Below are 23,365 nucleotides of genomic sequence, written 5' to 3'. Positions count from 1 at the left end.
TATGCCCCCGAAAATAGTCATTCGGACCTTCATTCCGCTTTTGGCCCTATTGTCGTCTCCGGCGTGTGACCATAAGCCCGACGGTCGGACATTCAATGCTCCCTATGAAGGCGAATACCTTTCGCAAATCGCTTTTCCGATCGGCGGGATGGGTGCGGGTATGTTCTGTATTGAAGGAAACGGCACGATCTCCCACATGTCGATCCATCATGTACCGGAACTTTTCAATGAACCGCTGATGTTCGCAGCCTTGCATGTCAAAGGCCAAGAAAACGGCTCGAAAGTAATAGAAGGCAATGTCCCTGAGTGGAAAAAGTATGGCCGACAAGGAGCAACTCTCGGCATCAGCAATCCGGCATGGGGCTTTCCGCGCTTTGACCGCGTCCATTTTACTGCACGTTTCCCTTTTGCGCACATCGAGCTCACGGATGACGATATGCCGCTGGATGCGGAAATCACAGCCTGGAGTCCTTTCATTCCTACCAATGAAGATGATTCGGGACTGCCTGCCGGAACACTTGAATACCGCTTTACCAACCATTCGGCCAAAGAGGTGGAAGCTGTATTTTCGTACAACAGTAATAATTTCGCCCATCGCAACCACCAGGCACAGGGGTCGATCGAGCCGGTTGGGAACGGATTCATCCTTACGCAGCGCCCCGGAAACCAACCGCGTTATGAACATCGTCAATTTGCGATCTTTACCGACGATACGACGACCATAGTGAACCATAGTTGGTTCCGCGGCCAATGGTGGGACCCTGTCACGATGGCGTGGAATGATATCGAACAGGGAACACTTCGTAAAAATTCTCCCAAAGAGGGAGCTCCGGGGGCATCGCTTTACATTCCGTTCACGCTTGAACCCGGTGAGTCCCGAACGATCCGCCTCCACATGGTGTGGTACGTTCCCTATTCCGGTATAAACTACGGTCCCGACGCCGAGACGGATGCCGATCGCGGAGTGAAGTACAATCCGGCTCAATATGAAAACTATCCGGCTTTTTATGAACCGTGGTACGGGCATCGCTTCCCCGACATCCGGGCGGTGTGCGATTATTGGCTGAACAACTACGGCCGTCTGAAACGCGAAACCGAAAGTTTCACCGAAGCGTTTTATAGTTCGACCTTGCCTCCCGAAGTGATCGAAGCCGTAGCGGCAAACCTCACGATTCTGAAATCACCTACCGTATGGCGGCAACACGACGGCCGAATGTGGAACTGGGAGGGCTGCGGCGATACATGGGGCAGTTGTCACGGATCATGCACCCATGTATGGAATTATGCTCAAGCGTTGCCGCATCTTTTTCCGGCAATGGAGCGCACACTGCGTGAAACGGAATTCCGAGTGGGACAAAACAGCGAAGGGCATCAGGTCTTCCGGAACAACCTTCCCATACGTCCCACCCGACATGACTTTCACGCCGCAGCCGACGGACAACTCGGCGGAATTCTGAAGGCCTATCGTGACTGGCGGATCAGTGGCGACCAAAAATGGATCGCCGAACTGTATCCGCTCCTCGTGCAAAGCCTCGAATACTGTATCCGTACTTGGGACCCCCGCGAGACCGGGGCGCTCGAAGAACCGCATCATAATACCTACGACATCGAATTTTGGGGACCTGACGGAATGTGTTCGAGTATCTATGCCGAAGCGCTTAATGCACTCTCGAAAATCGGGAAAGCTCTTGGTCACGACACTTCGCGCTATGATACCCTGCTTGCGAAAAGTGTGCATTATCTTGAAGAGCGGCTTTTCAACGGCGAATATTTCGCCCAGCAGGTGATGTGGCGGGAACTCAATGCCCCCGATCCGACCCAGGCAATGACCTTCCATAGTACTTACTCCGAAGAGGCGCGTGAGATCCTTGACGTTGAGGGGCCCAAATACCAATACGGCAACGGTTGTCTGTCGGACGGTGTGATAGGGGATTGGATGGCCTGGGCTGCGGGATTGGACGGAGTACTCGATCCCGAGAAAGTGCGCAGTCACCTTTGTGCGGTTCATAAGTACAACCTGCGTCACGATCTTTACGATCATGCAAACCCGCAGCGGACGACTTATGCACTGGGCCGTGACGGCGGGTTGTTACTGTGCAGTTGGCCTAAAGGAGGCAAGCCCCAGCTTCCGTTCGTGTACAGCAACGAGGTCTGGAGCGGTATCGAATATCAGGTTGCAGCGCATTTGATCGCTGAGGGAGAAGTCGAAAAGGGGTTGGAGATCGTACGGACATGCCGTAACCGTTATGACGGGCGAGTGCGTAACCCGTTCAATGAATACGAATGCGGAAGCTGGTATGCCCGGGCATTGTCGAGCTATTCTTTATTGCAGGCATTGACCGGAGTACGTTACGATGCCGTGGATCGGACACTCCATATCGCACCGCGCATCGAAGGTGATTTTATCACCTTTCTTTCGACGGCAACAGGATTCGGTACGGTTGCGGTCGTTGGCGGTCGGCCCGAAGTCAATGTCGTATACGGTCGAATTGACATCGACAAGATACAATATGAATAAAACGACGACCGTGCTGTCAGATGTTTCAAATCCCGAACGATTTCAATGTCGTTCGGGGTTTTCTGTGCTATTTTGTTACTTTCAGATTTCGGGCAATTTCGTATGTCATTGTCTATGATGATGGAAGTCCGGCTTATTCAGAAACATAGTATAAACCATATGTTTGACAAATCGGGACATTTTCATTAAATAATAAATAGGAGTTGCTGACAAGATGGAATGCAGATGTGGACAGTTTTCCGACTCTTACCTGTCGTATTCTGATAGAGTTGTGACATTTTAAGCTGGAGCGTACGTCGGTACCTCTTTTTGCATGACGCGGGATCTGCACTGCACGGATTGAACCCCGTCTGTTCAAATCCGCCTTTTGGACCAGCTATTCGAACCTGACGAACCGTTCGCGGCCGGTCAGGCAGATCGGACAGTAATAATCGAGGTGCTCCGCTGCGTAGATGTTGCCGCATTCCGGGCATACGAAGAACCGGCAGCTGTCCGGCTCGTCGCTCCCGGCACTCCGGCAACGCTCCATCAGGACGGCGTTCCGCAGGTCCGCGGCGGATGCCCGGATCAGCATCCGCGCCGCATAGCGGTTGCCTTTCCGCAGGGCGCGGCCGATCTCCGTGCCGTGCCGTTCGCCGAGGTTCCGGCGTTCGTAACCGATGCTCCGTTCCAGATTGTCGTCGGTCGTGCCTCCGAAAAGCACGATCCGCACCGGAGGTGTGTAGCTGCCGCCCAGACGCAGGATGGCCTGTGCACAGTTATGCTCTTGCAACCGTTCGGAGAAGGCCATAGCCCGGAACAATCGTTCGGCATCGGGGCGGGATTCCCCGGCGGCGATCGCGGCGAAGTTGTCGTATTGCGCCGATTTGACGTGTTTGCGGCGGCAGCAGGCGTCGAGGTCCGCGAGCGTTTCGGCCCACGGCGGGGCTTGCGGCACCCGGGGCGTGCGCGCCGCCGCGCAGTACAGCCAGACGAGGATGCCCGCCGATGCCGCGAACAGCAGGAGTATCAGGACCAGACGCAGTTTCATCGTGTTGCAGGATCGGGGAATAGCCCGGACTGCGAGGTGCATTTTTTATGCCAACGGCGGGTGTTTTCATCCGCCGCCGGGGGATTTTTCACCCGTAGGTTTTGGATTTCGGATTTCAAACCCTATATTTGTGGACCGCCGCCGCGGCAAACCAGATGCGGCGCGGACGAAACGCATGAAACGAGGATTTAGAATCGGTATCGTTGCAGCGCTGGCCCTCCTGATGGCCGGCTGCGGCGGAAGCGATAAGAAGAAGGAGGAGGCGCCCCGTTACGACGGCTGGATGCTCACCCGCTGGAACGGCGGTACGGAGCTTTCCGGCAAGGTCTTTCTGCAACTCAACGAGGACATGACTTTCGCGCTTTACCAGTGCATCGACACGCCCGGTTACCGGAAACTGACCGGAACCTATGTCAAGGAGGGGCAAATTCTTTCGGGACACTATTCCGACGGTACGCCGTGGGAGAGCAGCTATGCGATCGAAAAGCAGACGGAGACCGAATTGCAATTGCGTTCGGAGACGGACGATGTCGTGTCGCTCTATACCGCCGTGGAGATTCCCGCCTATGCGAAGGACGGCGTTGTGGGCCGCAGCGCGCATGCTCCGGAAGCGGCGAAGCCGTTCCTCTGACGCGCCGCCGGGACAATGAAAAAGCGGATTCTCCATCGGAGAATCCGCTTTTTGCATGGCGCCGCAGCGTTTTACAGCCGGGCTTTGATAGCTTTCGAAGCCTCCTCGTAGCCGGGCTTGTCCAGCAGGGCGAACATGTTCTTCTTGTACGCCTCGACGCCGGGCTGGTCGAAGGGGTTCACGCCCAGAATGTAGCCGCTGATGCCGCAGGCTTTCTCGAAGAAGTAGAGCAGGCCGCCGATCGTCCGGGCCGAGATTTCGGGAATCTCGATGCGGATGTTCGGCACGCCGCCGTCGATGTGCGCCAGTTGCACGCCCAGTTCGGCCATGCGGTTGACCTCTGAAATGCGCTTTCCGGCCAGGAAGTTCAGTCCGTCGAGGTTTTCCTTGTCGGCTTCTATAACGACCTTGGCGGCGGGTTTGGCCACCGAGATGATCGTCTCGAAGAGCGTGCGTTCGCCCTCCTGAATGTACTGTCCCATCGAGTGCAGGTCGGCCGTCAGCGTGACGCTCGCCGGGAAGATGCCCTTGCCCTGCTTGCCTTCGCTCTCGCCGTAAAGCTGCTTCCACCACTCGTTGACATACTGCAACTTGGGTTCGTACGAACCCAGTATCTCGATCTTCTTGCCGCCCTCGTAGAGCAGGTTGCGCACGGCGGCGTAGACGGCCGAGGGATTCTCGTTGAAAGGCACGCCTTCGGCCGTGGCCTTCTCCATCTCCTGCGCGCCGTGGACGAGCGCCGCGATGTCCACGCCGGCGACGGCCAGCGGCAGCAGTCCCACGGGGGTCAGCACCGAGAAACGTCCGCCCACGTCGTCGGGAATGACGAACGTCGGATAGCCTTCCTGCGTGGCGAGCGTCTTCAACGCTCCGCGGGCCTTGTCGGTGATGGCCACGATGCGCTCGGCGGCCTCTTTCTTGCCGTAGCGTTTTTCGATCTCGGCCTTGATCAGGCGGAATGCGATGGCCGGTTCGGTCGTCGTGCCCGACTTGGAGATCACGATGGCGGCGATCGAGTGCTCTTTCACGGCGTCGAGCAGTTCGGCGGTGTAGTCCTCCGAGATGTTCTGCCCGGCGAAGAGTACGGTGGGATGCTTCTGCTCCTTGTGCAGGAGCTTGAACGGGTCGCTCATGGCTTCGAGCACGGCCTTGGCCCCGAGGTACGAACCGCCGATGCCGATGCAGATCACCACGTCGGCTTTGGCGCGCAGTTTCGCGGCTTCTTTTTCAATGGCGGCGATGTCGGCGTCCGAGATCGACGAGGGGAGCTTCACCCAGCCCAGAAAATCGTTTCCGGCGCCTTTGCCCGAGTGCAGCAGGGCGTTGGCGGCCTGAGCCTTGGCCTCGATGTCGGCCGTGATGGCGACACCCGCTTTGGCAATGTCTAATTTCAGCGTTTCCATATCTTGTCAGATTAATTTGGTTGTCAGTTCCTGCATGCTTCTGCGGGCCGAGGCGCCCTCGTAGAGCACCCGGTAGACCATCCCGGCGATGGGCATGTCGATCTTGTGGCGCAAGTTGACGTGGCGGATGCAGTCGGCGGCGAAGTAGCCTTCGGCGACCATCGTCATCTCGTTCAGGGCGCTCTTCACCGTGCAGCCGTGGCCGATCAGCAGCCCCAGCCGCCGGTTGCGGCTGTAAACCGAGTAGCAGGTCACCAGCAGGTCGCCCAGATAGGCCGAGACCTGCGTGTCGCGCTCGTCGGGGTAGCTCTCTTCGAGGAAGCGGGTCATCTCGCCCGCCGAGTTGGCGATCAGCACCGCCAGGAAGTTGTCGCCGTAGCCCAGTCCGACGGCCAGTCCGACGGCCAGGGCGTAGATGTTTTTCAGGATGGCGGCATATTCGATGCCGTAGAGGTCCGTGGAGTAGCTGAGGCGGATGTTTCCGCCGGCGAACTTTTCGCCGATGCGCCGTGCGTTTTCGGGATCGGTGCAGACTACCGTCAGGTAGGAGAGTTTCCCGCGCGACACCTCCTCGGCGTGCGAGGGCCCGGTGAAGAGCCCGATCTGCTTGTACGACAGCCCGTAATGGTCGTGGACGTACTCCACGACGGTCTGATAGTCGCCCGGAACGATGCCCTTGATGGCCGAAACGACGAATTTGTCGCCGAGCGGCACGGTCAGCGGGGCGAGGAAATCCTTGAGGTAGGCCGAGGGGGTGGCCAGTATCACGATGTCGGCGTCGCGCACGACGGCGTCGAGGTCGTCCGAAGGGGCTATGCAGTCGCGGTCGAATTCCAGATCGCTCAGGTAGCGGGGGTTGCGGCCTTCGGTGCGCAGCGATTCAAGTACCTCGGGGTTGCGGACGTACCATCCGACGCGCTGGCCGTTGGCGGCGAGCAGTCCGACGATGGCCGTCGCCCAGCTGCCGTAGCCGATGACCGCGCAGCGGGCGTCGGTTCCGATTTTGTATTCCATGCGGAGTCTCAGTTTTTCGGATACAAATGTAAATAAAAAAAATTAGAATAAAATACCGAAATTCTCGGTGCTTTTTGCTACCTTTGTCCAAATCTGCCGCCCTCCGGTGTGCGGAACGGGACGGAGTTGCTTATTTAGCTGACAGTTAGGTATTTTACGAAATAGAAGACTTTGGGTGTAGCGTTATGGGAATTTTTTCACTGACACAGGAGCTGGCCATCGACCTCGGTACGGCCAATACGCTGATAATTTATAACGGCAAGGTCGTCGTGGACGAACCGTCGATCGTCGCGCTGGACGTTCACACGGGAAAACTGGTCGCCATCGGCCAGCAGGCCCGGCAGATGCACGAAAAGACCAATCCGAACATCAAGACGATCCGTCCGCTGAAAGACGGCGTGATCGCCGACTTCAACGCCACGGAGCTGATGCTTCGCGGCATGATCAAGAAGGTCAAGACCTCGGGCAGCCTCTTCGCCCCGTCGCTGCGGATGGTGATCTGCATCCCTTCGGGTTCGACCAACGTCGAGATCCGCGCCGTGCGCGACTCGGCCGAGCACGCCGGGGGCCGCGAGGTCTACATGATCTACGAACCGATGGCCGCGGCGCTCGGCGCCGGGCTGGATGTCGAGGCGCCCGAAGGCAACATGGTCATCGACATCGGCGGCGGTACGTCGGAGATCGCCTGCATCTCGCTGGGCGGCATCGTCTGCTCGGAGTCGATCAACACGGCGGGCGACGTCTTCACCAACGACATCCAGAGCTACGTCCGCCAGCAGCACAACATCCGCATCGGCGAGCGCACGGCTGAGGCGATCAAGTGCTCGATCGGCGCCGCCGTCTCGGACCTGGAGCAGGAGCCCGAGGATTTCGTGGTGACGGGCCCCAACATGCTGACGGCCCTGCCGCAGACCGTGTCGCTGTCGTACAGCGAGATCGCCTATGCGCTGGAGAAGTCGCTCACGAAGATCGACGCGGCGCTGATGAAGGTGCTGGAGTCCATGCCGCCCGAGCTGTACGCCGACATCGTGAAGAACGGCATTTATCTGGCCGGCGGCGGCGCGCTGATCAAGGGGCTCGACCGGCGTCTGAACGAAAAGACCGGCATCCCGTTCCACATCGCCGAAGACCCGCTGCGGGCCATCGCGCGCGGAACGGGCATCGCGTTGAAGAATATCAACCGGTTCTCCTTCTTGATGAAATAGCTTTCGTTTTATGGGGCATATTTCACATCTTCTCATCGGCCGGGGACAATATGTCCGTATGCTCCTGCCCCGTCCGATTTCGGTCGATGCAAAATCTGCTCCCCTAAAGCCGAAACCTGCAATTGCCGGGTAGAAAGTTGATGGATTTTGAATAAAACGATTGCGGGCCTTGGTCCGCAATCTTAAATTAAGGAAGAAACTTTGCGCAAACTGTTCGAGTTCATCCGCAGCGTTTACGTCGTGGTGCTGTTCGTGGTGCTGGAGGCCGTGGCCGTCAGCTGCTACGCCCGTTCCTCTTACTACACCCAGGCGCGGCTGCTCTCACGCTCCAACCAGGTGGTCGGCGGCGTACACGGATTCTTCGCGGGCATCGGGCACTATTTCACGCTGGGGCGTGAAAACCGGATGCTGCTCGCGCGCGTCGCGCAGCTCGAAGAGCGGCTGGCCCAATACGAAGAGGCCGAGACCGCCGAGCGGCTGGACAGCTATATGCAGGATATCGGCGAGTCGAAATACCGCTTCGCCACCGCCTCGGTCGTGGCCAACACGGTCAACCGGGCCCGGAACCTCATCACGCTCAACCGCGGACACCGCGACGGGATCGTGGAGGAGATGGCCGTGCTGTCGCCCGACGGCGCGATGGCGGGTTACGTCGTCGCCTGCTCGGAGCGTTATTCGGTGGCGATGTCGGTGCTCAACACCTCGTTCCGCGCCAGTGGCAAACTCGCGGACTCCGAGTATTACGGTTCGATCTACTGGGACGGCCTCGACCCGGATGTCGTGGTCCTCGGCGAGCTGTCGAAATACGCCGACCCGCAGCCCGGGCAGGAGGTCGTGACGACGGGATTCTCGCAGTATTTCCCGGCCGACGTGCTGATCGGATGGGTCGAGAGCGCGTCGCTCAACGAGACCCGCACGGCCTATACGGCCCGGGTGCGGCTCGCGGCCGGAATGTCGCGTCTGGGCGATGTGGTGCTGGTCGGCAACCGCGATCTCTTCGAGATCCGCGACCTCCAGCAGAGCGAGCAAGTCGAACAATACACCCGATTCTGACAAATGTATCGCACACTTCCATATTTCGGACTTTTCGCGGCGGCGGTCCTGCTGCAAGTTTTCCTGTTCGACAACCTCTCGATCAGCGTTTACTTCAATCCGCTGGTCTATATCGTCTTCATCGCCCTGCTGCCGCTCGAGACGCTGCCCGTGGCGGTGCTCGGCGCCGGCCTCGCGCTGGGCGTCACGATGGATTGCGTCATGGGCGCCGCCGGGATCAATACCATCGCCACGCTGCTGATCGCCTTTCTGCGCCCGACGCTGATCGGGATGCTCTACGGCCGCGAGAACGCCCGCGAGGGAGGCGTTCCCTCCTCGGCACGCTTCGGCGAGCGGATTTTCGTCGGTTATCTCGTGGCGCTGACGCTCATTCACCACGCTGTGTTCTTTTCGCTGGAGGCCCTTTCGTGGATTCATCTGCCGCACACGCTGCTGCGCATCGCCGTCAGTTCGGCGGTGTCGGTGGGCTTCATCTGGATCATCGCCCGCATCTTCACGGCCAAACTTCCGCTGCGCGTATGAGAGATTCGGAGGGATTCGGACGGATGAGGACCTTGCAGGTCGTCGTGCTGTTGGTTTTCGCGCTGATCATCGGACGGCTGGCCTACATCCAGCTGATCGACTCGCGCTACGGCGACCTCGCCCGGGCCAACGTGCTGCGGCATGTGGTGCAATACCCGCCGCGGGGCGAGGTCTTCGACCGCAACGGCGAATACCTGGTCCAGAGCCGCGAGTGCTACGACCTGATGGTCATTTCCAGCGAGATCGACAAGCGGGGCTTCGACACGGCCCGCCTGTGCGAGGTGCTGAACCTCCCGCGGGTGAAGCTCGAACGGGAGCTGGCCAACGCGCGGATGCGGCCGCGGGCGCCGCGCCTCGTGATGAGCTACATCTCCAAGGAGGACAAACTGCGCTTCGACGAGTGTAATTTCCGGGGATTCTACGCCGTCTACCGCACCGTGCGGCAGTATCCCCGCGAGGTGGGCGGCAACTTGCTGGGGTATGTCAGCGAGGTGAACGCCGACTACCTGAAACGCCATCCGGACTACAAGATCGGCGATTACGTGGGAATGGGCGGCGTGGAGTCGGCCTACGAGCCGGAGCTTCGGGGCCGCAAGGGCGTCAAGATCCAGGAGATCGACACCCACGGGGCCATCAAGGGCTCCTACATGAACGGCCGCTACGACTCGCTGCCCGATCCGGGCCGCTACCTCGTGAGCACCATCGACGCGCGCCTGCAACTGTTGGGCGAGGAGCTGATGCGCGGCAAGGTGGGGGCCGCGGTGGCCATCGAGCCTTCGACGGGCGAAATTCTGATGATGGTCTCCTCGCCGACCTACGATCCCGACCAACTGGTGGGGCGCGACCGCGGCAACAACTATATGGAGATGCTCCGCAACAAGCGTCAGCCGCTGTTCAACCGGGCGGTGCGGGCGGCTTATCCGCCGGGATCGACCTTCAAGCTGGTGCAGGGGCTGATCGGTTTGCAGGAAGGGGTGCTGCGCCCTTCGGACCTCCACTCCTGCCACATGGGCTATCAGGCCGGGCGTCTGAAAATGGCCTGCCACTCCCACGCCTCGCCGCTGGACCTGCGCTTCGCGGTGGCCACCTCGTGCAACGCCTACTTCTGCTACGTCTTCCGCGACATCCTCGACAATCCCAGATACGAGAGCGTGAAGGAGGGGTACGACGTTTGGAAATCCTATGTCGAGAGCTTCGGGTTCGGCCGCAAGCTGGGTTCGGACTTCCTCGACGAGCGCAACGGCTACGTTCCCGACCGGGCTTTCTACGACCGCCAGTACCGGGGTTCGTGGAACTCGCTCACGGTGCTGTCGCTCTCGATCGGGCAGGACGCGCTGGGCTGCACACCGTTGCAGCTGGCCAACCTCGCGGCCATCGTCGCCAACCGCGGCTACTACTACATTCCGCACATCGTGAAGAAGATCGAGGGGCGCGATTCGCTCGACGCCCGGTTCTACGAACGCCACTATACGAAGGTCGATCCGAAGCACTTCGAACCGATCGTCGAGGGCATGTGGCGGGGCGTGAACGTCGGGGGCACCTCGACGCTCGCGCGGCTCGACGGATGGGATGTCTGCGGCAAGACCGGCACGGCCGAGAATCCGCGCGGCCGCGACCATTCGACTTTCCTGTCGTTCGCCCCGAAGGATAACCCGAAGATCGCCATCTCGGTCTACGTCGAGAACGGTGGCTTCGGTGCCTCCGCGGCCCTGCCGATCGCCAGCCTGCTGGAGGAGTATTACCTGACGGACACGATCCGCCGGCCGGCCATGCTCGAATATGTCAAGAACCTGAACATCTATTACCCGGCCTATGACAAGTAACCGGCATAGCGGCATCTTCTACGGAGTGGACCTCTGGACCGTCCTGCTGTACGTGCTGATCGTGCTGGCGGGGTGGCTCTCGATCACTTCGGCGTCGTTCGACGAAGGATCGGCCGAACTCTTCTCGTTTTCGCACTTCTATATGAAGCAGCTGCTGTGGATCGGCATGGCGTGGATCACGGCGCTCGTCGTGCTGCTGCTCGACGAACGCTTCTACCACATGTTCGCCTACCCGGCCTACCTGATGGGTATCGTGTTGCTGTTGGCCGCGCTGCTGTTCGGCCGCGAGGTCAACGGCGCCAAGGCGTGGTTCGAGTTCGGCTCGTTCCGCGTGCAGCCCGCGGAGTTCGTCAAGATCGCCACGGCCCTGGCCCTGGCCCGCGTGATGAGCGAATACTCTTTCTCGATCAACCGCGCCGGGGACCTGTTCCGCGTGGGCATGGTGATCTGCATCCCGCTGTTCATCATCATCCTGCAAAACGATACCGGCTCGGGTATCGTGCTGGGGTCGTTCCTCTTCGTGCTCTACCGCGAGGGGCTGAACAAGTGGCTCTGCATCCCGGTCCTGCTGATCGCCGCGCTGTTCATCTTCTCGTTCCTGCTTTCGCCGATGACCCTGCTCGTCACGCTGATTCTGGTCTGCACCTTCTCGGAGGCGATGATGAACGGAATGTGGCGTTCGCGGATCGTCTTTCTGGCGGCGCTGGCGCTGGCGGCGATCCTGCTCTGCCTGACGGCGGCGCTCGTCGCTCCGGGGAGGCTGGACATCTACCACTCGCTGCTGATCGTGACGCTTCTCTCGCTGGTCTTCGTGGCGGTCTACGCCTACCGGTCGAACCTGCGCAACATCTACATCACGCTGGGGCTGTTCATCGGCTCGATGATCTTCCTGCCCACCACCGACTACATCTTCAATTCGATCCTCAAACAGCACCAGCGGGACCGCATTCTGAGTTTCCTGGGCATCATCAGCGATCCGCTGGGCTCCGACTACAACGTCAACCAGGCCAAGATCGCCATCGGTTCGGGCAACTTCTGGGGCAAGGGCTTCCTGGAGGGCACCCAGATCAAATACGGATTCGTGCCCGAGCGGCACACCGACTTCATCTTCTGCACCGTGGGCGAGGAGTGGGGTTTTCTGGGCGCGGTCGTGCTGCTGTCGCTGCTGTGCATCCTCATCCTGCGCCTGATGCGCATGGGCGAGCGGCAGCAGGAGCCTTTCGGCCGCATCTATTGCTACTGCGTGGCGGCGATCCTGCTGTTCCACGTGCTGGTCAACGTGGGCATGACTATCGGACTGATGCCCGTCATGGGCATTCCGCTGCCCTTCATGAGCTACGGAGGTTCGTCGCTCATCGCCTTTACGATCCTGTTGTTCATCGCCGTGCGGCTCGACGCCTCGACGCGGCAGTTTTCCCTGACCAAATTTTGACAATGCCATGATATCCTTCGATCCCCGGGGACTCTCCCCGCAGGAAGTCGCCGAAAGCCGGCGCCGGCACGGCGACAACGTTATCACCCCGCCGAAAGATGATTCGGTGTGGCGGCTGCTGCTCGAAAAATTCCGCGATCCGATCATCCGCATCCTGCTGCTGGCGGCGGTGCTGTCGCTGGCCATCGGATTCATCCATAAGGATTTCACCGAATCCGTGGGCATCATCTGCGCCATCATCCTCGCCACGTGCGTCGGCTTTTGGTTCGAGTGGGACGCCCAGCGTCGCTTCCGGCGGCTGAACCAGGTCAACGACGATATCCCCGTCAAGGTGATGCGCGAGGGCACGATCCGCGAAATTCCGCGCCGCGATGTCGTTGCGGGCGACGTGGTCTACATCGAGGGCGGTGAGACGATCCCCGCCGACGGCGAACTGGTCGAGGCCGTGTCGCTGAAGATCAACGAATCGACCCTCACGGGCGAACCCGAGGTGGACAAGACCGTCAATGAGGCCGATTTCGATCCCGAGGCGACCTATCCGTCGAACGCCGTGCTGCGGGGCACGACCGTGGCGGACGGCTACGGCGTGATGGTCGTCACGGCCGTGGGCGACGCGACGGAGGCCGGGCGGGTGACGGAGCAGGCCACCGTGCAGAGCGAGGAACAGACGCCGCTCGACCGTCAGCTGACGCGCCTTTCGCGTCTGATCGGACGTTTGGGCATCCTGCTTTCGGCGCTGATCTTCTGCGTGATGCTCGCAAAGGCGATCTTCGTGGGCGGACTGCTCGACGGCGACTGGCTGACGATCTCCCAGCATGTGTTGCAGATCTTTATGGTCTCGGTGGCGATCATCGTCATGGCCGTTCCCGAGGGGCTTCCGATGTCGATCACGCTGTCGTTGGCGATGTCCATGCGGCGGATGCTGAAAACCAACAACCTCGTGCGCAAGATGCACGCCTGCGAGACGATGGGCGCCGTGACGGTCATCTGCACCGACAAGACCGGCACGCTCACCCAGAACCGCATGCACGTGCAGGAGCTGGTGCGCTACGACGCGCTTCCCGAGCGGGATTTCGCCGAGATCGTGGCGCTGAACACCACGGCGTTCCTCGATGCCGAGGGGCACATCATCGGCAACCCCACGGAAGGGGCCCTGCTCGAATGGCTGCGCAGCCGCGGTGCCGATTACGAGCCCCTGCGGGCCGGAGCGAAGATCGTCGATCGGCTGACCTTCTCGACCGAGCGCAAATACATGGCGACGATCGTCGAGAGCGGCGTTTCGGGCCGTCGCATCCTCTGTGTGAAGGGCGCGCCGGAGATCGTGCGCACGATGTGCCTTCCGGATGGCAAGGACGCGCAGGTCGCCGAACAGCTGCTCGGCTTCCAGAGCCGCGCCATGCGCACGCTGGCCGTGGCGTGGGCCGAGACTGCTTCGGACGACTGTCTGGAGGCTGTCGGGGCCGGCGGGCTGCATTTCGCGGCCGTCGCGGCCATCTCCGACCCGGTCCGCGAGGACGTTCCCGCGGCTGTCGGACGCTGCCTCGGGGCCGGCATCGGCATCAAGATCGTCACGGGCGACACGCCGGCCACGGCGCGTGAGATCGCCCGTCAGATCGGGCTGTGGAACGACGCCGAGGACGGCGACCGCAACCACATCACCGGTACGGATTTCGCCGCCCTGAGCGACGAGGAGTTGTTGGAGCGTGTGCAGGAGCTGAAGATCATGTCCCGCGCCCGGCCGCTCGACAAGCAGCGTCTCGTGCGGCTGTTGCAGCAGCGGGGCGAGGTGGTGGCCGTCACGGGCGACGGTACGAACGACGCCCCGGCGCTGAATTTCGCCAACGTGGGCCTCTCGATGGGCTCGGGAACCTCCGTGGCGAAGGACGCTTCGGACATCACGCTGCTCGACGACTCGTTCGCCTCGATCGCCACGGCCGTGATGTGGGGCCGCTCGCTCTACCGCAACATCCAGCGATTTGTGTTGTTCCAGCTGACGATCAACTTCGCGGCCATCGTCATCTGCTTCGTCGGCGCCGTGTTCGGCACCGAAATGCCGCTGACGGTGGTGCAGATCCTCTGGGTCAACATCATCATGGATACCTTCGCGGCGATGGCGATGGCTTCGCTGCCGCCCAGCGCCGAGGTGATGCGCGACAAGCCGCGCCCGAGGGACGAATTCATCATCACGCGTGCTATGGCCCGCACCATCTTCACCTGCGGAATGGTCATGGTCGCGGTCCTGTTGGGGATGCTCTTCTGGTGGACGGTCTCCGAGGGCGGGCTCTCCGTGGAGCAGCTGACGCTGTTCTTCTCGACCTTTGTCTTTCTGCAATTCTGGAACATGTTCAACGCCAAGGGCTTCGAGACGCGCCATTCGGTGTTCACCTGCCTGAAGGGGTGCCGCGAATTCTTCCTGATCCTCGCGGCCATCGGCATCGGACAGGTGCTGATCGTGGAGTTCGGCGGCGAGGTGTTCCGCACCGTGCCGCTCACGGGCCGCGAGTGGGCCTCCGTCATCGGTTTCACCTCGCTGCTGGCCGTCGGCGGCGAGGCGGTCCGCGCCATTCGCCGAAAAAGACAGTAAAGATAGTTATGTTCAAACGCTTCGCTGCTGTCTGCCTCTTCTCGTTCGCGGGTCTGGGAGCATGGGCGCAGTTGCCGGACAGTGTCGATCTGAGCGCGGGCGGGGAGTTCCGCCGGCGCATCGACCGCCACACTTCGACGAAAGCCTACCGCATGCTCTTCATCGGCACGCCGCTCATCGTGGGCGGTGTGGTCATGCAGGCTTATGATTCCGATTTCCGGCGGCTGCGCAACGGGTACAGCCGTTCGTTCCACCACGACTACGACGATTATCTCCAGTACGCTCCGGCCGGGGTGATGGTCGGCATGAAGGCTTTCGGCGTCAAGGGGCGCAGTTCGTGGGGCCGGATGCTGGTTTCCGACGCCTTTTCGGCGGGGCTGATGGCCATCGGCGTCAATTCGCTGAAATACTCCTGCCGGGTGATGCGTCCCGACGGCTCGTCGCGCAACTCCTTTCCCTCGGGACATACGGCCACGGCCTTCATGACCGCCACGATGCTCCACAAGGAGTACGGCCACCGCAGCCCGTGGTACAGCATCGGCGGCTATACCGTGGCTACGGTCACGGGCGTCACGCGCCAGCTGAACAACCGCCACTGGATGAGCGACATCATGGTCGGCGCCGGGATCGGCATCCTGGCCACGGAGCTGGGCTATTTCCTCGCCGACCTGATTTTCAAGGACAAAGGGCTGCTCGTCTCGGAAACCTATTCGGTCTACGACCGCTACCGCCGCCCGTCGTTTCTGGGCTTCGGCCTCGGACTGACGACCGTGCCGGGGACCTACGATCCGTATCCCGGCATGCGGGTGCAGCTGCTTGCGGGACCCTCCGTGCAGATTCAGGGAGCCTGGTTCGCTTCGCCCTACTGGGGCTTCGGCGGCCGCATGTCGTGCGCCAACCTGCGGGTGAAGGTCAACGGCGTTGCGCAGAACGACGATCTGGAGTGCGCCTCGGTCTATGCGGGGCCCTATTTCTCCTATCCTTTTTCGATGCGGTGGCTGGTCGGCGCGAAACTGCTTGCCGGCTGCGAGATTTACAAATCCTGCGATACGGACATCCGACGCTTGGAGGGGCGCAGCGGCTTTTCGTTCGGAACGGGCCTCTCCACGACTTATCTCGCCTCTCAGAATCTCGGGGTGCGCTTCTCGGCCGACTACGACGTTCCCCCCCCCTTACGGGTGCTTCTCGGCAGCGAATCCACCGCCTGACCTTCGGCATCGGCATCAGCGCAGCCTTCTGAAACGAAGCGCGGACCCCGCCGGGGCCCCCGCTTTTCGTCGTCGCCGGAGCGTGCCGGAACTTACAGGATGCCCTGCTCGACCATCGACTTGGCGACCTTCATGAATCCGGCGATGTTGGCGCCCTTCATGTAGTTGAGGTAGCCGTCCTTCTCCGTGCCGTACTCCACGCAGGCGTGGTGGATCGACGACATGATCTGGTGCAGCTTGGCATCGACCTCTTCGGCCGTCCAGTTGAGTTTCTGCGAATTCTGCGACATTTCGAGACCCGACGTGGCCACGCCGCCGGCGTTCACGGCCTTGCCCGGTCCGTAGGGGATCTTCGCCGCGATGAAGGCGTCGATGGCTTCCGGACGGCAGCCCATGTTCGAAACCTCGGCCACGATCTTCACGCCGTTGGCCAGCAGTTTTTTGGCGTCCTCGCCGTCCAGCTCGTTCTGCGTGGCGCACGGCATGGCGATGTCCACCTTGACCTCCCACGGTTTCTTGCCGGCGAAGAACTTCGATCCCGGGAACTTCTTGGCGTAAGGCTCCACCACGTCGTTGTTCGACGCGCGCAGTTCCAGCATATAGGCGATCTTCTCGGCGTCGAGACCGTCGGGATCGTAGATATAGCCGTCGGGACCCGAAATGGTCACCACCTTGGCTCCCAGTTCCGTCGCTTTCGTCGCGGCGCCCCAGGCCACGTTGCCGAAGCCCGAGATGGCGATGGTCTGGCCCTTGATCTCCATGCCGGCCTTTTCGAGCATCTGGCGCAGGAAATAGACGGCTCCGAAGCCCGTCGCCTCGGGACGGATCAGCGATCCGCCGTAGGTCATGCCCTTGCCCGTCAGCACGCCGGTGTTCTCCCGGGCCAGCTTGCGGTACATGCCGTAGAGGAATCCGATTTCACGGCCGCCGACACCGATGTCGCCTGCCGGAACGTCCGTCTCGGGACCGATGTGGCGCCACAGTTCGGTCATGAAAGCCTGGCAGAAACGCATCACCTCGCGGTCCGACTTGCCCTTGGGGTTGAAGTCCGAACCGCCCTTCGCACCGCCCATCGGCAGCGTGGTGAGGGCGTTCTTGAAGATCTGCTCGAAGCCGAGGAACTTCAGGATCGAGAGGTTCACCGAGGGGTGGAACCGCAGGCCGCCTTTGTAGGGGCCGATGGCGTTGTTGAACTGCACGCGGTAACCGGTGTTGACCTGCACTTCGCCCTTGTCGTCCACCCAGACCACCTTGAAGGTGAAGATGCGGTCGGGTTCCACGATGCGTTCCGCGATGCGGTTGGCTTCGAATTCCGGATGCTGGTTGTAACTCTCCTCGACGGTCATGAGGACCTCGCGCACGGCTTGCAGGTATTCGCTTTCGCCGGGATGCCTGCGCTCGAGTTCGGTCATTAATTTGTTGACGTTCATATGCTGAAAATTTTAGTTGGTTGGTTCTATCTATCACAAATATAAAAATATTTCTTATAGATTGTAACCTTTTCCGGAAAATTTCGGGTAAATATTAATCTTCGGCCGTCGCTTCGCGGATCATGCCCTTGTTCGAACGCCCGTCGGCGCAGACCCACAGCGGCTTTTCGAAACGCACCTGCCGCAGGTAGGTTCCCTCGAAGAGCGCCTGCCGGGCGTCGAGCTCCTCTTCGCGGAAGATGCCGTCGCCGCGGAAGGGATTGATCGTCAGGTATCCCACGCCCAGCGAGGTGACGTTCTGGAAGAAGTGCGTGCCCTGCGAGGGCTCGACATCGAATTTCTCGATGCCGCACTCGACGATCACCTTCGCCTCGGAGATGTGGTTCCACTTGACCGGCACGCCGAGGAACGGGTCCGAGGAGCCCCAGCGTCCGGGACCCACGAGGATATACGAGCGTCCCTCGTCGCGCATGCGGTTGTTGAACGTCAGCAGTTCGTCGGCGATCTTCTCGGTTGCGAGCGAGTCGAAAGCCTCGGACTTGACGTAGATGATGTCGGCGATGTCCGCCATCATGCCGATGCCGAGAGCCTGTTCGCCGTAGATCAGCGCCCGGGAGGTCTCTTCCGTCTCCCAGTCGATGGCGCGGTTGTCCTGGTTGTCGATGATCGGGCGGATTTGCAGCAGGTTGAAGATCTGCTGCTGTCCCGGGGCAACGTCCATGTTGACGGCGAATTCCACCTCCACGGGGCAGCGCATCTCCTCGGCGCCCATGCGGAGGATGTCCGAGACGATTTTCGCCAGCGGGAAGGTGTTGTATTTGAGTATGTTGTTGAAGGTGATGACCTTGCGCCCGGAGTCGAAGGGGCTGTCGGAGATGCGTTCGTTCTCGCGGTCCCAGACCGAGCAGACGTATTTCGAATTGCGGAACCGGCCGATCTCCGTGAGGCTCAGGCGGTGCAGGTTCACCGCGTCGTCGATCGACGTGCGGAACTCCTCGGGGCGCAGGCTCAGGGCCAGCACCTCGTTCTGCGTGTCGCGCAGCGCCAGTTCGGGGGTCGAGGTCTGGAGCACCTTTTGCGGATAGCTGGGCGAGAAGCGCAGCGTGCGTCCTCCGTCCACGACCAGCTTGCCGAGCCCCATCGCCACGTTGCAGACGCCGTCCGCGGGCTGTTCGTCGCCGATGGGGTAGTAGTTGATCGACCGCGCCACGCCCGAGCAGGTGGGGAAGAAGAGCCCCTCCTGCTCCGTGCCGCACACCTCCTGGATGATGACGGCCATCTTCTCCTCCGAGATGAGGTTCTGCGAGGTCTGGATGTAGGCCCTCGACGCCGCGAAATAGACCGATGCATAGACGCTCTTGACGGCTTTGAGCAGCAGGCGGAGCATCTGGTCCTCGTTATCGACGTAGGGGATCATGTAGGTCGAGTAGATGCCGGCGAAAGGCTGGTAGTGGGAGTCTTCGAGCTTCGACGACGAGCGGATGGCCAGCGGCGTGCGGACCGTGCGGATGTAGCTCTTCAGGGCGTCGCGCAGCCGGGACGGGAGTGCCGAGCTGACGAACTCCGAAAGGATCTCCTCGTCGGAGAAATCCTGCGAGATGATGTATTTCAGTCCGTTGTGGCGGATGAAGTCGTCGAAGTACTCCGTGGCGATCACCACCGACCGCGGGATCATGATGCGCACGTTCTCGTACTTGTCGTACTGGCGGTGCTTCATAAGCATCGAGTTCATGAAAGCCAGTCCGCGGGCCTTGCCGCCCAGCGAACCTTCGCCGATGCGGGCGAAGGCCACGGCGTCGGAGTAGGTCTCGGCGTCGAAACGCGCCACGACGCCCTGCCCCAGCAGGGTGCGGTAGTCGCGGATCAGGTTCACCAGCGCGTTGCGGTGATCCTCGACCGACGCGAAGTGGCTCTTGTTGTACTGGCGGATCGACGCCGCGAGCGGGAACAGGCCCCGCGAGTAGAGCCATTTCGAGAGGTGGTTTTGCGAAGTGTGGTATTCGAACGCCTTGTCGGGGATCGTGGCGATCATCTGCTGCATCTGCGTGAGGTCCTTGGCGCGGCCGATTTCGGCGCCCGTGTCGGGGTCCTTGAAAACGAAGTCCCCGAAGGCGAACTCCTTGGCGATGTATTCGCTCAGCTGCGAAAGGAGCGTCTTGGAGTTCTTGGCGATGAACCCTGCGCCCAACTCCGCGGCCTGCTTGCCGAAGGCCACCTGCGACGACTGCAACAGCACGGGCATCAGCGGGTTGTCCTGCTTGATGCGGCGGCAGAGGTCGATTCCGGCGTCGAGCTTCTCGCTCTCGGGCGGGTCGTTGCGGCGGAGGACGAACCCCACGTCGGAGATCACGCCCAGCAGGTTCTTTTTGTAGCGTTCGTACAGCTCCACGGCTTCCTCGTAGCAGCGGGCCAGCAGGATTTTGGGACGCGCGCGCTTGCGAAGCACCTGCTGCTGTTCGTTGAAGGCGTCTTTCAGAAACTCGGTGTTTTGCAGCAGAAGCAGTTTATAGAGTTCGGGCAGATAGGTCGAATAGAAGCGGATGGAGTCCTCGACCAGCAGGATGGCCTGCACGCCGCCCTCGAGGATGTCCTCGTCGGCGTTCATCTTGTCCTCGACGAGCTTGATGATACCGATGATGAGGTCCGTGTTGCCGTGCCACGAGAAGATGTAGTCCAGTCCCGAACGGTCCTGCTCCTCGATGCGGCGGTAGATGTCCTTCGAAAAGGAGGTCAGCAGCGCGACGGGGGTGTTGGGGTGGCGCTCCTTGACGATCCGGGCGAACGCGAACACGTCGGGTTCGCCGACGTTGTACATCGTGAGGATGAAATCGAACGTATCGTCCCCGGCCAGCGCCTCCAGCGCCTCGGCCGTCGAACTGACGCGCGTCAGCGACGGCGGGTTCGACATGTTGAGGTCGATGTACTCCTGGTTGATCTGCGATTCGATGTGCCCGTCCTCTTCGAGGATGTAGCCGTCGTAGCTGCAACACACGAGCAGGATTTTGTGGATGCGGTATTTCATGAACCGGTAGGGGACCTTGCTCCCGTCGGGCATATATTGTTCCAGGCTTTTGTTCATTCGGAATGCTAAATTTGATCTACCAACAAAAATAAGGAAAAATTTGTTACCTTTGAAATCGGAAACGCTGAAATTAGAGAGACAGAGCGATGAACAAGGATAAGTATACCTTACAGGAGGTCACGACGCCCGCCGCGGAGCGCGAGTGGCTCGACCTTCCCAAAAAGATCTATAAGGGAAACCGCAACTGGGTTTGCCCGCTGGATGTCGATGTCCGCGAGGTCTTCGACCCGGCGAAGAACGAACTTTTCGCCGACGGCGAGGCCGTCCGCTGGGTGGTCCGTGACCGGCAGGGCGCGGTCGTGGGGCGCATCGCGGCGTTCTACAACCGCGAGAAGGCCGCCCTCGAAGAGCAGCCCACGGGCGGCTGCGGGTTTTTCGAGGCGATCGACGACCAGCAGGTCGCCGACATGATGTTCGACGCCGCGCGCATGTGGCTCGCCAGCCGCGGCATGGAGGCCATGGACGGACCGATCAACTTCGGACAGCGGCGTGACTGGTGGGGGCTGCTGGTCGAGGGCTACGAATTCCAGCCCCTTTACAAGAACCCCTACAACCCGCCCTATTACAAGGAGCTGTTCGAGAACTACGGTTTCCGGAACTATTTCAACCAACACAGCTTCATCTGGCGGGTGAACGATTCGGAGGCCAACAAGCAGATTTTCGCCCGTGCCGAGCGGCTCTACACCGTGCCGGGCTACCGGGTCGAGAATATCGACATGAAGAATCTGGAAGATGCCGCCGAGAGCTTCCGTCTCATCTACAACAAGGCGTGGGCCCTCTTCTCGGGCGTGAAGCCGATGACGCAGGAAGAGGCGCTGGAGATGGTCCGCGAGATGAAGCCGATCATCGACTCCAACATCATTTTCTTCGCCTATTTCAACGACGAGCCCATCGGGTTCTTCATCACCGTTCCCGACCTGAACCGCCTGATCGGCAAGTTCAACGGCAAGTTCGGCCTTCGGCAGAAACTGCGCCTGATGTGGGACCTCAAGGTGCGCAAGTCGTGCGACCGCATCTTCGGCGTCATCTTTGGCATCACCCCGGAGTTCCACGGCAAGGGCGTCGAGTCGGCCATCATGGTCAAGTACTGGCAGTTCCTCGAACGGACGAAGAATCCCTACAAGTCGATGGAGCTGGCGTGGATCGGCGACTTCAACCCCGTGATGAACCGCATGATCGAGACCTACGTCTGCGCCACGCGCCACAAGGTGCACACCACCTACCGCTACCTGTTCGACCGCACGAAGGAGTTCCACCGCTGTCCGCGCCTGGGCGTGAAGCGTCGTTATGAATGAAATAATCGTATGATTGCAATATGAAATCCACCGTATTTACCAAGTATCACATCGCCGCGGGCGCCAAGATGGCCGAATTCGCGGGATACAACATGCCCATCGAATTCACGGGCATCAATGACGAACACATGACCGTCCGCAACGGCGCCGGCGTCTTCGACGTGAGCCACATGGGCGAAATCTGGGTCAAGGGCCCCAAGGCGCTCGGCCTGTTGCAGCGCATCACGACCAACGACGTTGCGAAACTTTACGACGGCAAGGTGCAGTACTCCTGCATGCCCAACGGCCGCGGGGGCATCGTCGATGACATCCTCGTCTACCGCGTCGATGCCGAGACCTACATGCTCTGCGTCAACGCCGCCAACATCGACAAGGACTGGGCGCACATCTGCGCCGAGGGCAAGGCTTTCGGCATGGAGGCCGGTCACGGCAAGGAGCTCTACAACGCTTCGGACGAGATCTGCCAGCTGGCCGTGCAGGGACCCCTGGCCATGAAGATCGTGCAGAAGATGTGCGCGGAGCCGGTCGAGGAGATGGAGTACTACACCTTCAAGAAGATGCCTGTCGCCGGATGCGACGCCATCCTTTCGATCACGGGCTACACCGGTTCGGGCGGCTGCGAGATCTACGTCGCCAACGAGGACGGGGACAAACTCTGGAAGGCGCTCTGGGAGGCCGGCGAGGAGTTCGGGCTGAAGAACATCGGTCTCGGCGCCCGGGATACGCTGCGTCTGGAGAAGGGCTTCTGCCTCTACGGCAACGACATCGACGACACCACCTCGCCGATCGAGGCCGGATTGGGCTGGATCACCAAGTTCGCCGACGGCAAGGAGTTCATCGACCGCGCCGTGATGGAGAAGCAGAAGGCCGAGGGCGTGACCCGCAAGCTCGTGGGACTGAAGATGATCGAGCGCGGCATTCCGCGCCACGGCTATCCGATCGCTTCGCCCGAGGGCGCCGGGATCGGACACGTCACCTCCGGCACGATGTCGCCCTGCCTGAAAGTCGGCGTGGCGCTGGGTTACGTCGAGGCCGCCTATGCCAAGCCGGGCACGGAGATCGCCGTGGTCATCCGCGAGAAACCCGTGAAGGCCGAGGTGGTGAAGATTCCGTTCGTTTAATGTTTAACAGACAG

The 23,365-nt window shown here is 60.8% G+C and carries 16 protein-coding genes; 11 read left to right on the top strand and 5 right to left on the bottom strand.

Features of this window, described 5'->3' with window-relative positions; all coding sequences use genetic code 11:
• Position 1 precedes the first annotated feature (1 nt).
• Positions 2 to 2,518: a GH116 family glycosyl hydrolase gene (locus WMO46_RS10355; RefSeq protein WP_278966524.1), complete on the top strand. Its 2,517-nt coding sequence runs from the start codon at positions 2 to 4 to the stop codon at positions 2,516 to 2,518.
• Positions 2,519 to 2,894: 376 nt separating this feature from the next.
• Here WMO46_RS10355 and WMO46_RS10350 read toward each other — a convergent pair whose 3' ends face one another.
• The gene (locus WMO46_RS10350) at positions 2,895 to 3,548 is read right to left on the bottom strand and encodes a rubrerythrin family protein (protein ID WP_129650699.1); all 654 of its coding nucleotides are present in this window, start codon (positions 3,546 to 3,548) and stop codon (positions 2,895 to 2,897) included.
• Between the two features lie 175 nt (positions 3,549 to 3,723).
• Here WMO46_RS10350 and WMO46_RS10345 point away from each other — a divergent pair, with 175 nt between their 5' ends.
• Positions 3,724 to 4,179, top strand: coding sequence for a lipocalin-like domain-containing protein (locus tag WMO46_RS10345; protein ID WP_026076249.1), 456 nt, complete (start codon positions 3,724 to 3,726; stop codon positions 4,177 to 4,179).
• Positions 4,180 to 4,250: 71 nt separating this feature from the next.
• On the opposite strand, the gene WMO46_RS10340 is transcribed toward WMO46_RS10345, so the two are convergent.
• Together WMO46_RS10340 and WMO46_RS10335 are read right to left on the bottom strand one after the other, a co-directional pair.
• The gene (locus WMO46_RS10340) at positions 4,251 to 5,582 is read right to left on the bottom strand and encodes a glucose-6-phosphate isomerase (RefSeq protein ID WP_129650697.1); all 1,332 of its coding nucleotides are present in this window, start codon (positions 5,580 to 5,582) and stop codon (positions 4,251 to 4,253) included.
• A 6-nt stretch (positions 5,583 to 5,588) separates the two neighbouring features.
• Positions 5,589 to 6,596 (bottom strand): NAD(P)H-dependent glycerol-3-phosphate dehydrogenase, encoded by a 1,008-nt coding sequence (locus WMO46_RS10335; protein WP_129650696.1) that lies wholly within the window; start codon positions 6,594 to 6,596, stop codon positions 5,589 to 5,591.
• Between the two features lie 185 nt (positions 6,597 to 6,781).
• Between WMO46_RS10335 and WMO46_RS10330 the strand changes: the two genes are divergently transcribed.
• The 7 genes from WMO46_RS10330 (at position 6,782) to WMO46_RS10300 (ending at position 16,423) form a co-directional block, all read left to right on the top strand.
• A complete protein-coding gene (locus WMO46_RS10330; protein ID WP_010266755.1) occupies positions 6,782 to 7,801 on the top strand; it encodes a rod shape-determining protein in 1,020 nt (339 codons plus the stop codon).
• Between the two features lie 201 nt (positions 7,802 to 8,002).
• Positions 8,003 to 8,854 (top strand): rod shape-determining protein MreC, encoded by an 852-nt coding sequence (gene mreC / locus WMO46_RS10325; protein ID WP_019149307.1) that lies wholly within the window; start codon positions 8,003 to 8,005, stop codon positions 8,852 to 8,854.
• Between the two features lie 3 nt (positions 8,855 to 8,857).
• On the top strand, positions 8,858 to 9,376 hold the full coding sequence (locus tag WMO46_RS10320) for a rod shape-determining protein MreD (protein WP_195497909.1): 519 nt from the start codon (positions 8,858 to 8,860) through the stop codon (positions 9,374 to 9,376).
• Positions 9,373 to 11,199 (top strand): peptidoglycan D,D-transpeptidase FtsI family protein, encoded by a 1,827-nt coding sequence (locus WMO46_RS10315; RefSeq protein WP_195497908.1) that lies wholly within the window; start codon positions 9,373 to 9,375, stop codon positions 11,197 to 11,199. The genes WMO46_RS10320 and WMO46_RS10315 overlap by 4 nt, the downstream gene beginning before the upstream one ends.
• Entirely contained in the window at positions 11,189 to 12,631 is a 1,443-nt protein-coding gene (rodA, locus tag WMO46_RS10310) for a rod shape-determining protein RodA (protein ID WP_278966526.1), read from the top strand. The genes WMO46_RS10315 and rodA overlap by 11 nt, the downstream gene beginning before the upstream one ends.
• A 7-nt stretch (positions 12,632 to 12,638) precedes the next feature.
• Positions 12,639 to 15,215, top strand: coding sequence for a calcium-translocating P-type ATPase, PMCA-type (locus WMO46_RS10305; protein WP_278966528.1), 2,577 nt, complete (start codon positions 12,639 to 12,641; stop codon positions 15,213 to 15,215).
• Between the two features lie 8 nt (positions 15,216 to 15,223).
• The gene (locus WMO46_RS10300; protein ID WP_349094301.1) at positions 15,224 to 16,423 is read left to right on the top strand and encodes a phosphatase PAP2 family protein; all 1,200 of its coding nucleotides are present in this window, start codon (positions 15,224 to 15,226) and stop codon (positions 16,421 to 16,423) included.
• Between the two features lie 92 nt (positions 16,424 to 16,515).
• Here WMO46_RS10300 and gdhA read toward each other — a convergent pair whose 3' ends face one another.
• Positions 16,516 to 17,853 carry an NADP-specific glutamate dehydrogenase gene (gene gdhA / locus WMO46_RS10295; RefSeq protein WP_278965952.1) on the bottom strand — a complete coding sequence of 446 codons (1,338 nt, stop codon included), beginning with the start codon at positions 17,851 to 17,853 and terminating at the stop codon, positions 16,516 to 16,518.
• Positions 17,854 to 17,947: 94 nt separating this feature from the next.
• Positions 17,948 to 20,932 (bottom strand): PEP/pyruvate-binding domain-containing protein, encoded by a 2,985-nt coding sequence (locus tag WMO46_RS10290; protein ID WP_278965954.1) that lies wholly within the window; start codon positions 20,930 to 20,932, stop codon positions 17,948 to 17,950.
• An 89-nt stretch (positions 20,933 to 21,021) separates the two neighbouring features.
• Between WMO46_RS10290 and WMO46_RS10285 the strand changes: the two genes are divergently transcribed.
• Together WMO46_RS10285 and gcvT are read left to right on the top strand one after the other, a co-directional pair.
• Positions 21,022 to 22,230 (top strand): hypothetical protein, encoded by a 1,209-nt coding sequence (locus tag WMO46_RS10285; RefSeq protein ID WP_302589193.1) that lies wholly within the window; start codon positions 21,022 to 21,024, stop codon positions 22,228 to 22,230.
• Between the two features lie 20 nt (positions 22,231 to 22,250).
• Complete coding sequence (gcvT, locus tag WMO46_RS10280; RefSeq protein ID WP_276715637.1) at positions 22,251 to 23,351, top strand: glycine cleavage system aminomethyltransferase GcvT; 1,101 nt, start codon at positions 22,251 to 22,253, stop codon at positions 23,349 to 23,351.
• The last annotated feature ends 14 nt before the right edge of the window (positions 23,352 to 23,365 follow it).

Source organism: Alistipes intestinihominis, assembly GCF_040095975.1.
Taxonomy (GTDB): Bacteria; Bacteroidota; Bacteroidia; order Bacteroidales; family Rikenellaceae; genus Alistipes; species Alistipes senegalensis.
The sequence above is the reverse complement of the archived record's forward strand: the minus strand, read 5'-3'. Positions and strand labels throughout refer to the sequence as shown.

Bases quoted from the DNA above. Each gene is read 5' to 3' on its own strand.
- WMO46_RS10290 (WP_278965954.1), bottom strand. From the start codon at position 20,932: ATGAACAAAAGCCTGGAACAATATATGCCCGACGGGAGCAAGGTCCCC.
- WMO46_RS10305 (WP_278966528.1), top strand. From the start codon at position 12,639: ATGATATCCTTCGATCCCCGGGGACTCTCCCCGCAGGAAGTCGCCGAA.
- WMO46_RS10315 (WP_195497908.1), top strand. From the start codon at position 9,373: ATGAGAGATTCGGAGGGATTCGGACGGATGAGGACCTTGCAGGTCGTC.
- WMO46_RS10320 (WP_195497909.1), top strand. From the start codon at position 8,858: ATGTATCGCACACTTCCATATTTCGGACTTTTCGCGGCGGCGGTCCTG.
- WMO46_RS10330 (WP_010266755.1), top strand. From the start codon at position 6,782: ATGGGAATTTTTTCACTGACACAGGAGCTGGCCATCGACCTCGGTACG.
- WMO46_RS10335 (WP_129650696.1), bottom strand. From the start codon at position 6,596: ATGGAATACAAAATCGGAACCGACGCCCGCTGCGCGGTCATCGGCTAC.
- WMO46_RS10350 (WP_129650699.1), bottom strand. From the start codon at position 3,548: ATGAAACTGCGTCTGGTCCTGATACTCCTGCTGTTCGCGGCATCGGCG.
- WMO46_RS10355 (WP_278966524.1), top strand. From the start codon at position 2: ATGCCCCCGAAAATAGTCATTCGGACCTTCATTCCGCTTTTGGCCCTA.
- rodA (WP_278966526.1), top strand. From the start codon at position 11,189: ATGACAAGTAACCGGCATAGCGGCATCTTCTACGGAGTGGACCTCTGG.
- gcvT (WP_276715637.1), top strand. From the start codon at position 22,251: ATGAAATCCACCGTATTTACCAAGTATCACATCGCCGCGGGCGCCAAG.
- WMO46_RS10345 (WP_026076249.1), top strand. From the start codon at position 3,724: ATGAAACGAGGATTTAGAATCGGTATCGTTGCAGCGCTGGCCCTCCTG.
- WMO46_RS10285 (WP_302589193.1), top strand. From the start codon at position 21,022: ATGAACAAGGATAAGTATACCTTACAGGAGGTCACGACGCCCGCCGCG.
- gdhA (WP_278965952.1), bottom strand. From the start codon at position 17,853: ATGAACGTCAACAAATTAATGACCGAACTCGAGCGCAGGCATCCCGGC.
- WMO46_RS10340 (WP_129650697.1), bottom strand. From the start codon at position 5,582: ATGGAAACGCTGAAATTAGACATTGCCAAAGCGGGTGTCGCCATCACG.
- WMO46_RS10300 (WP_349094301.1), top strand. From the start codon at position 15,224: ATGTTCAAACGCTTCGCTGCTGTCTGCCTCTTCTCGTTCGCGGGTCTG.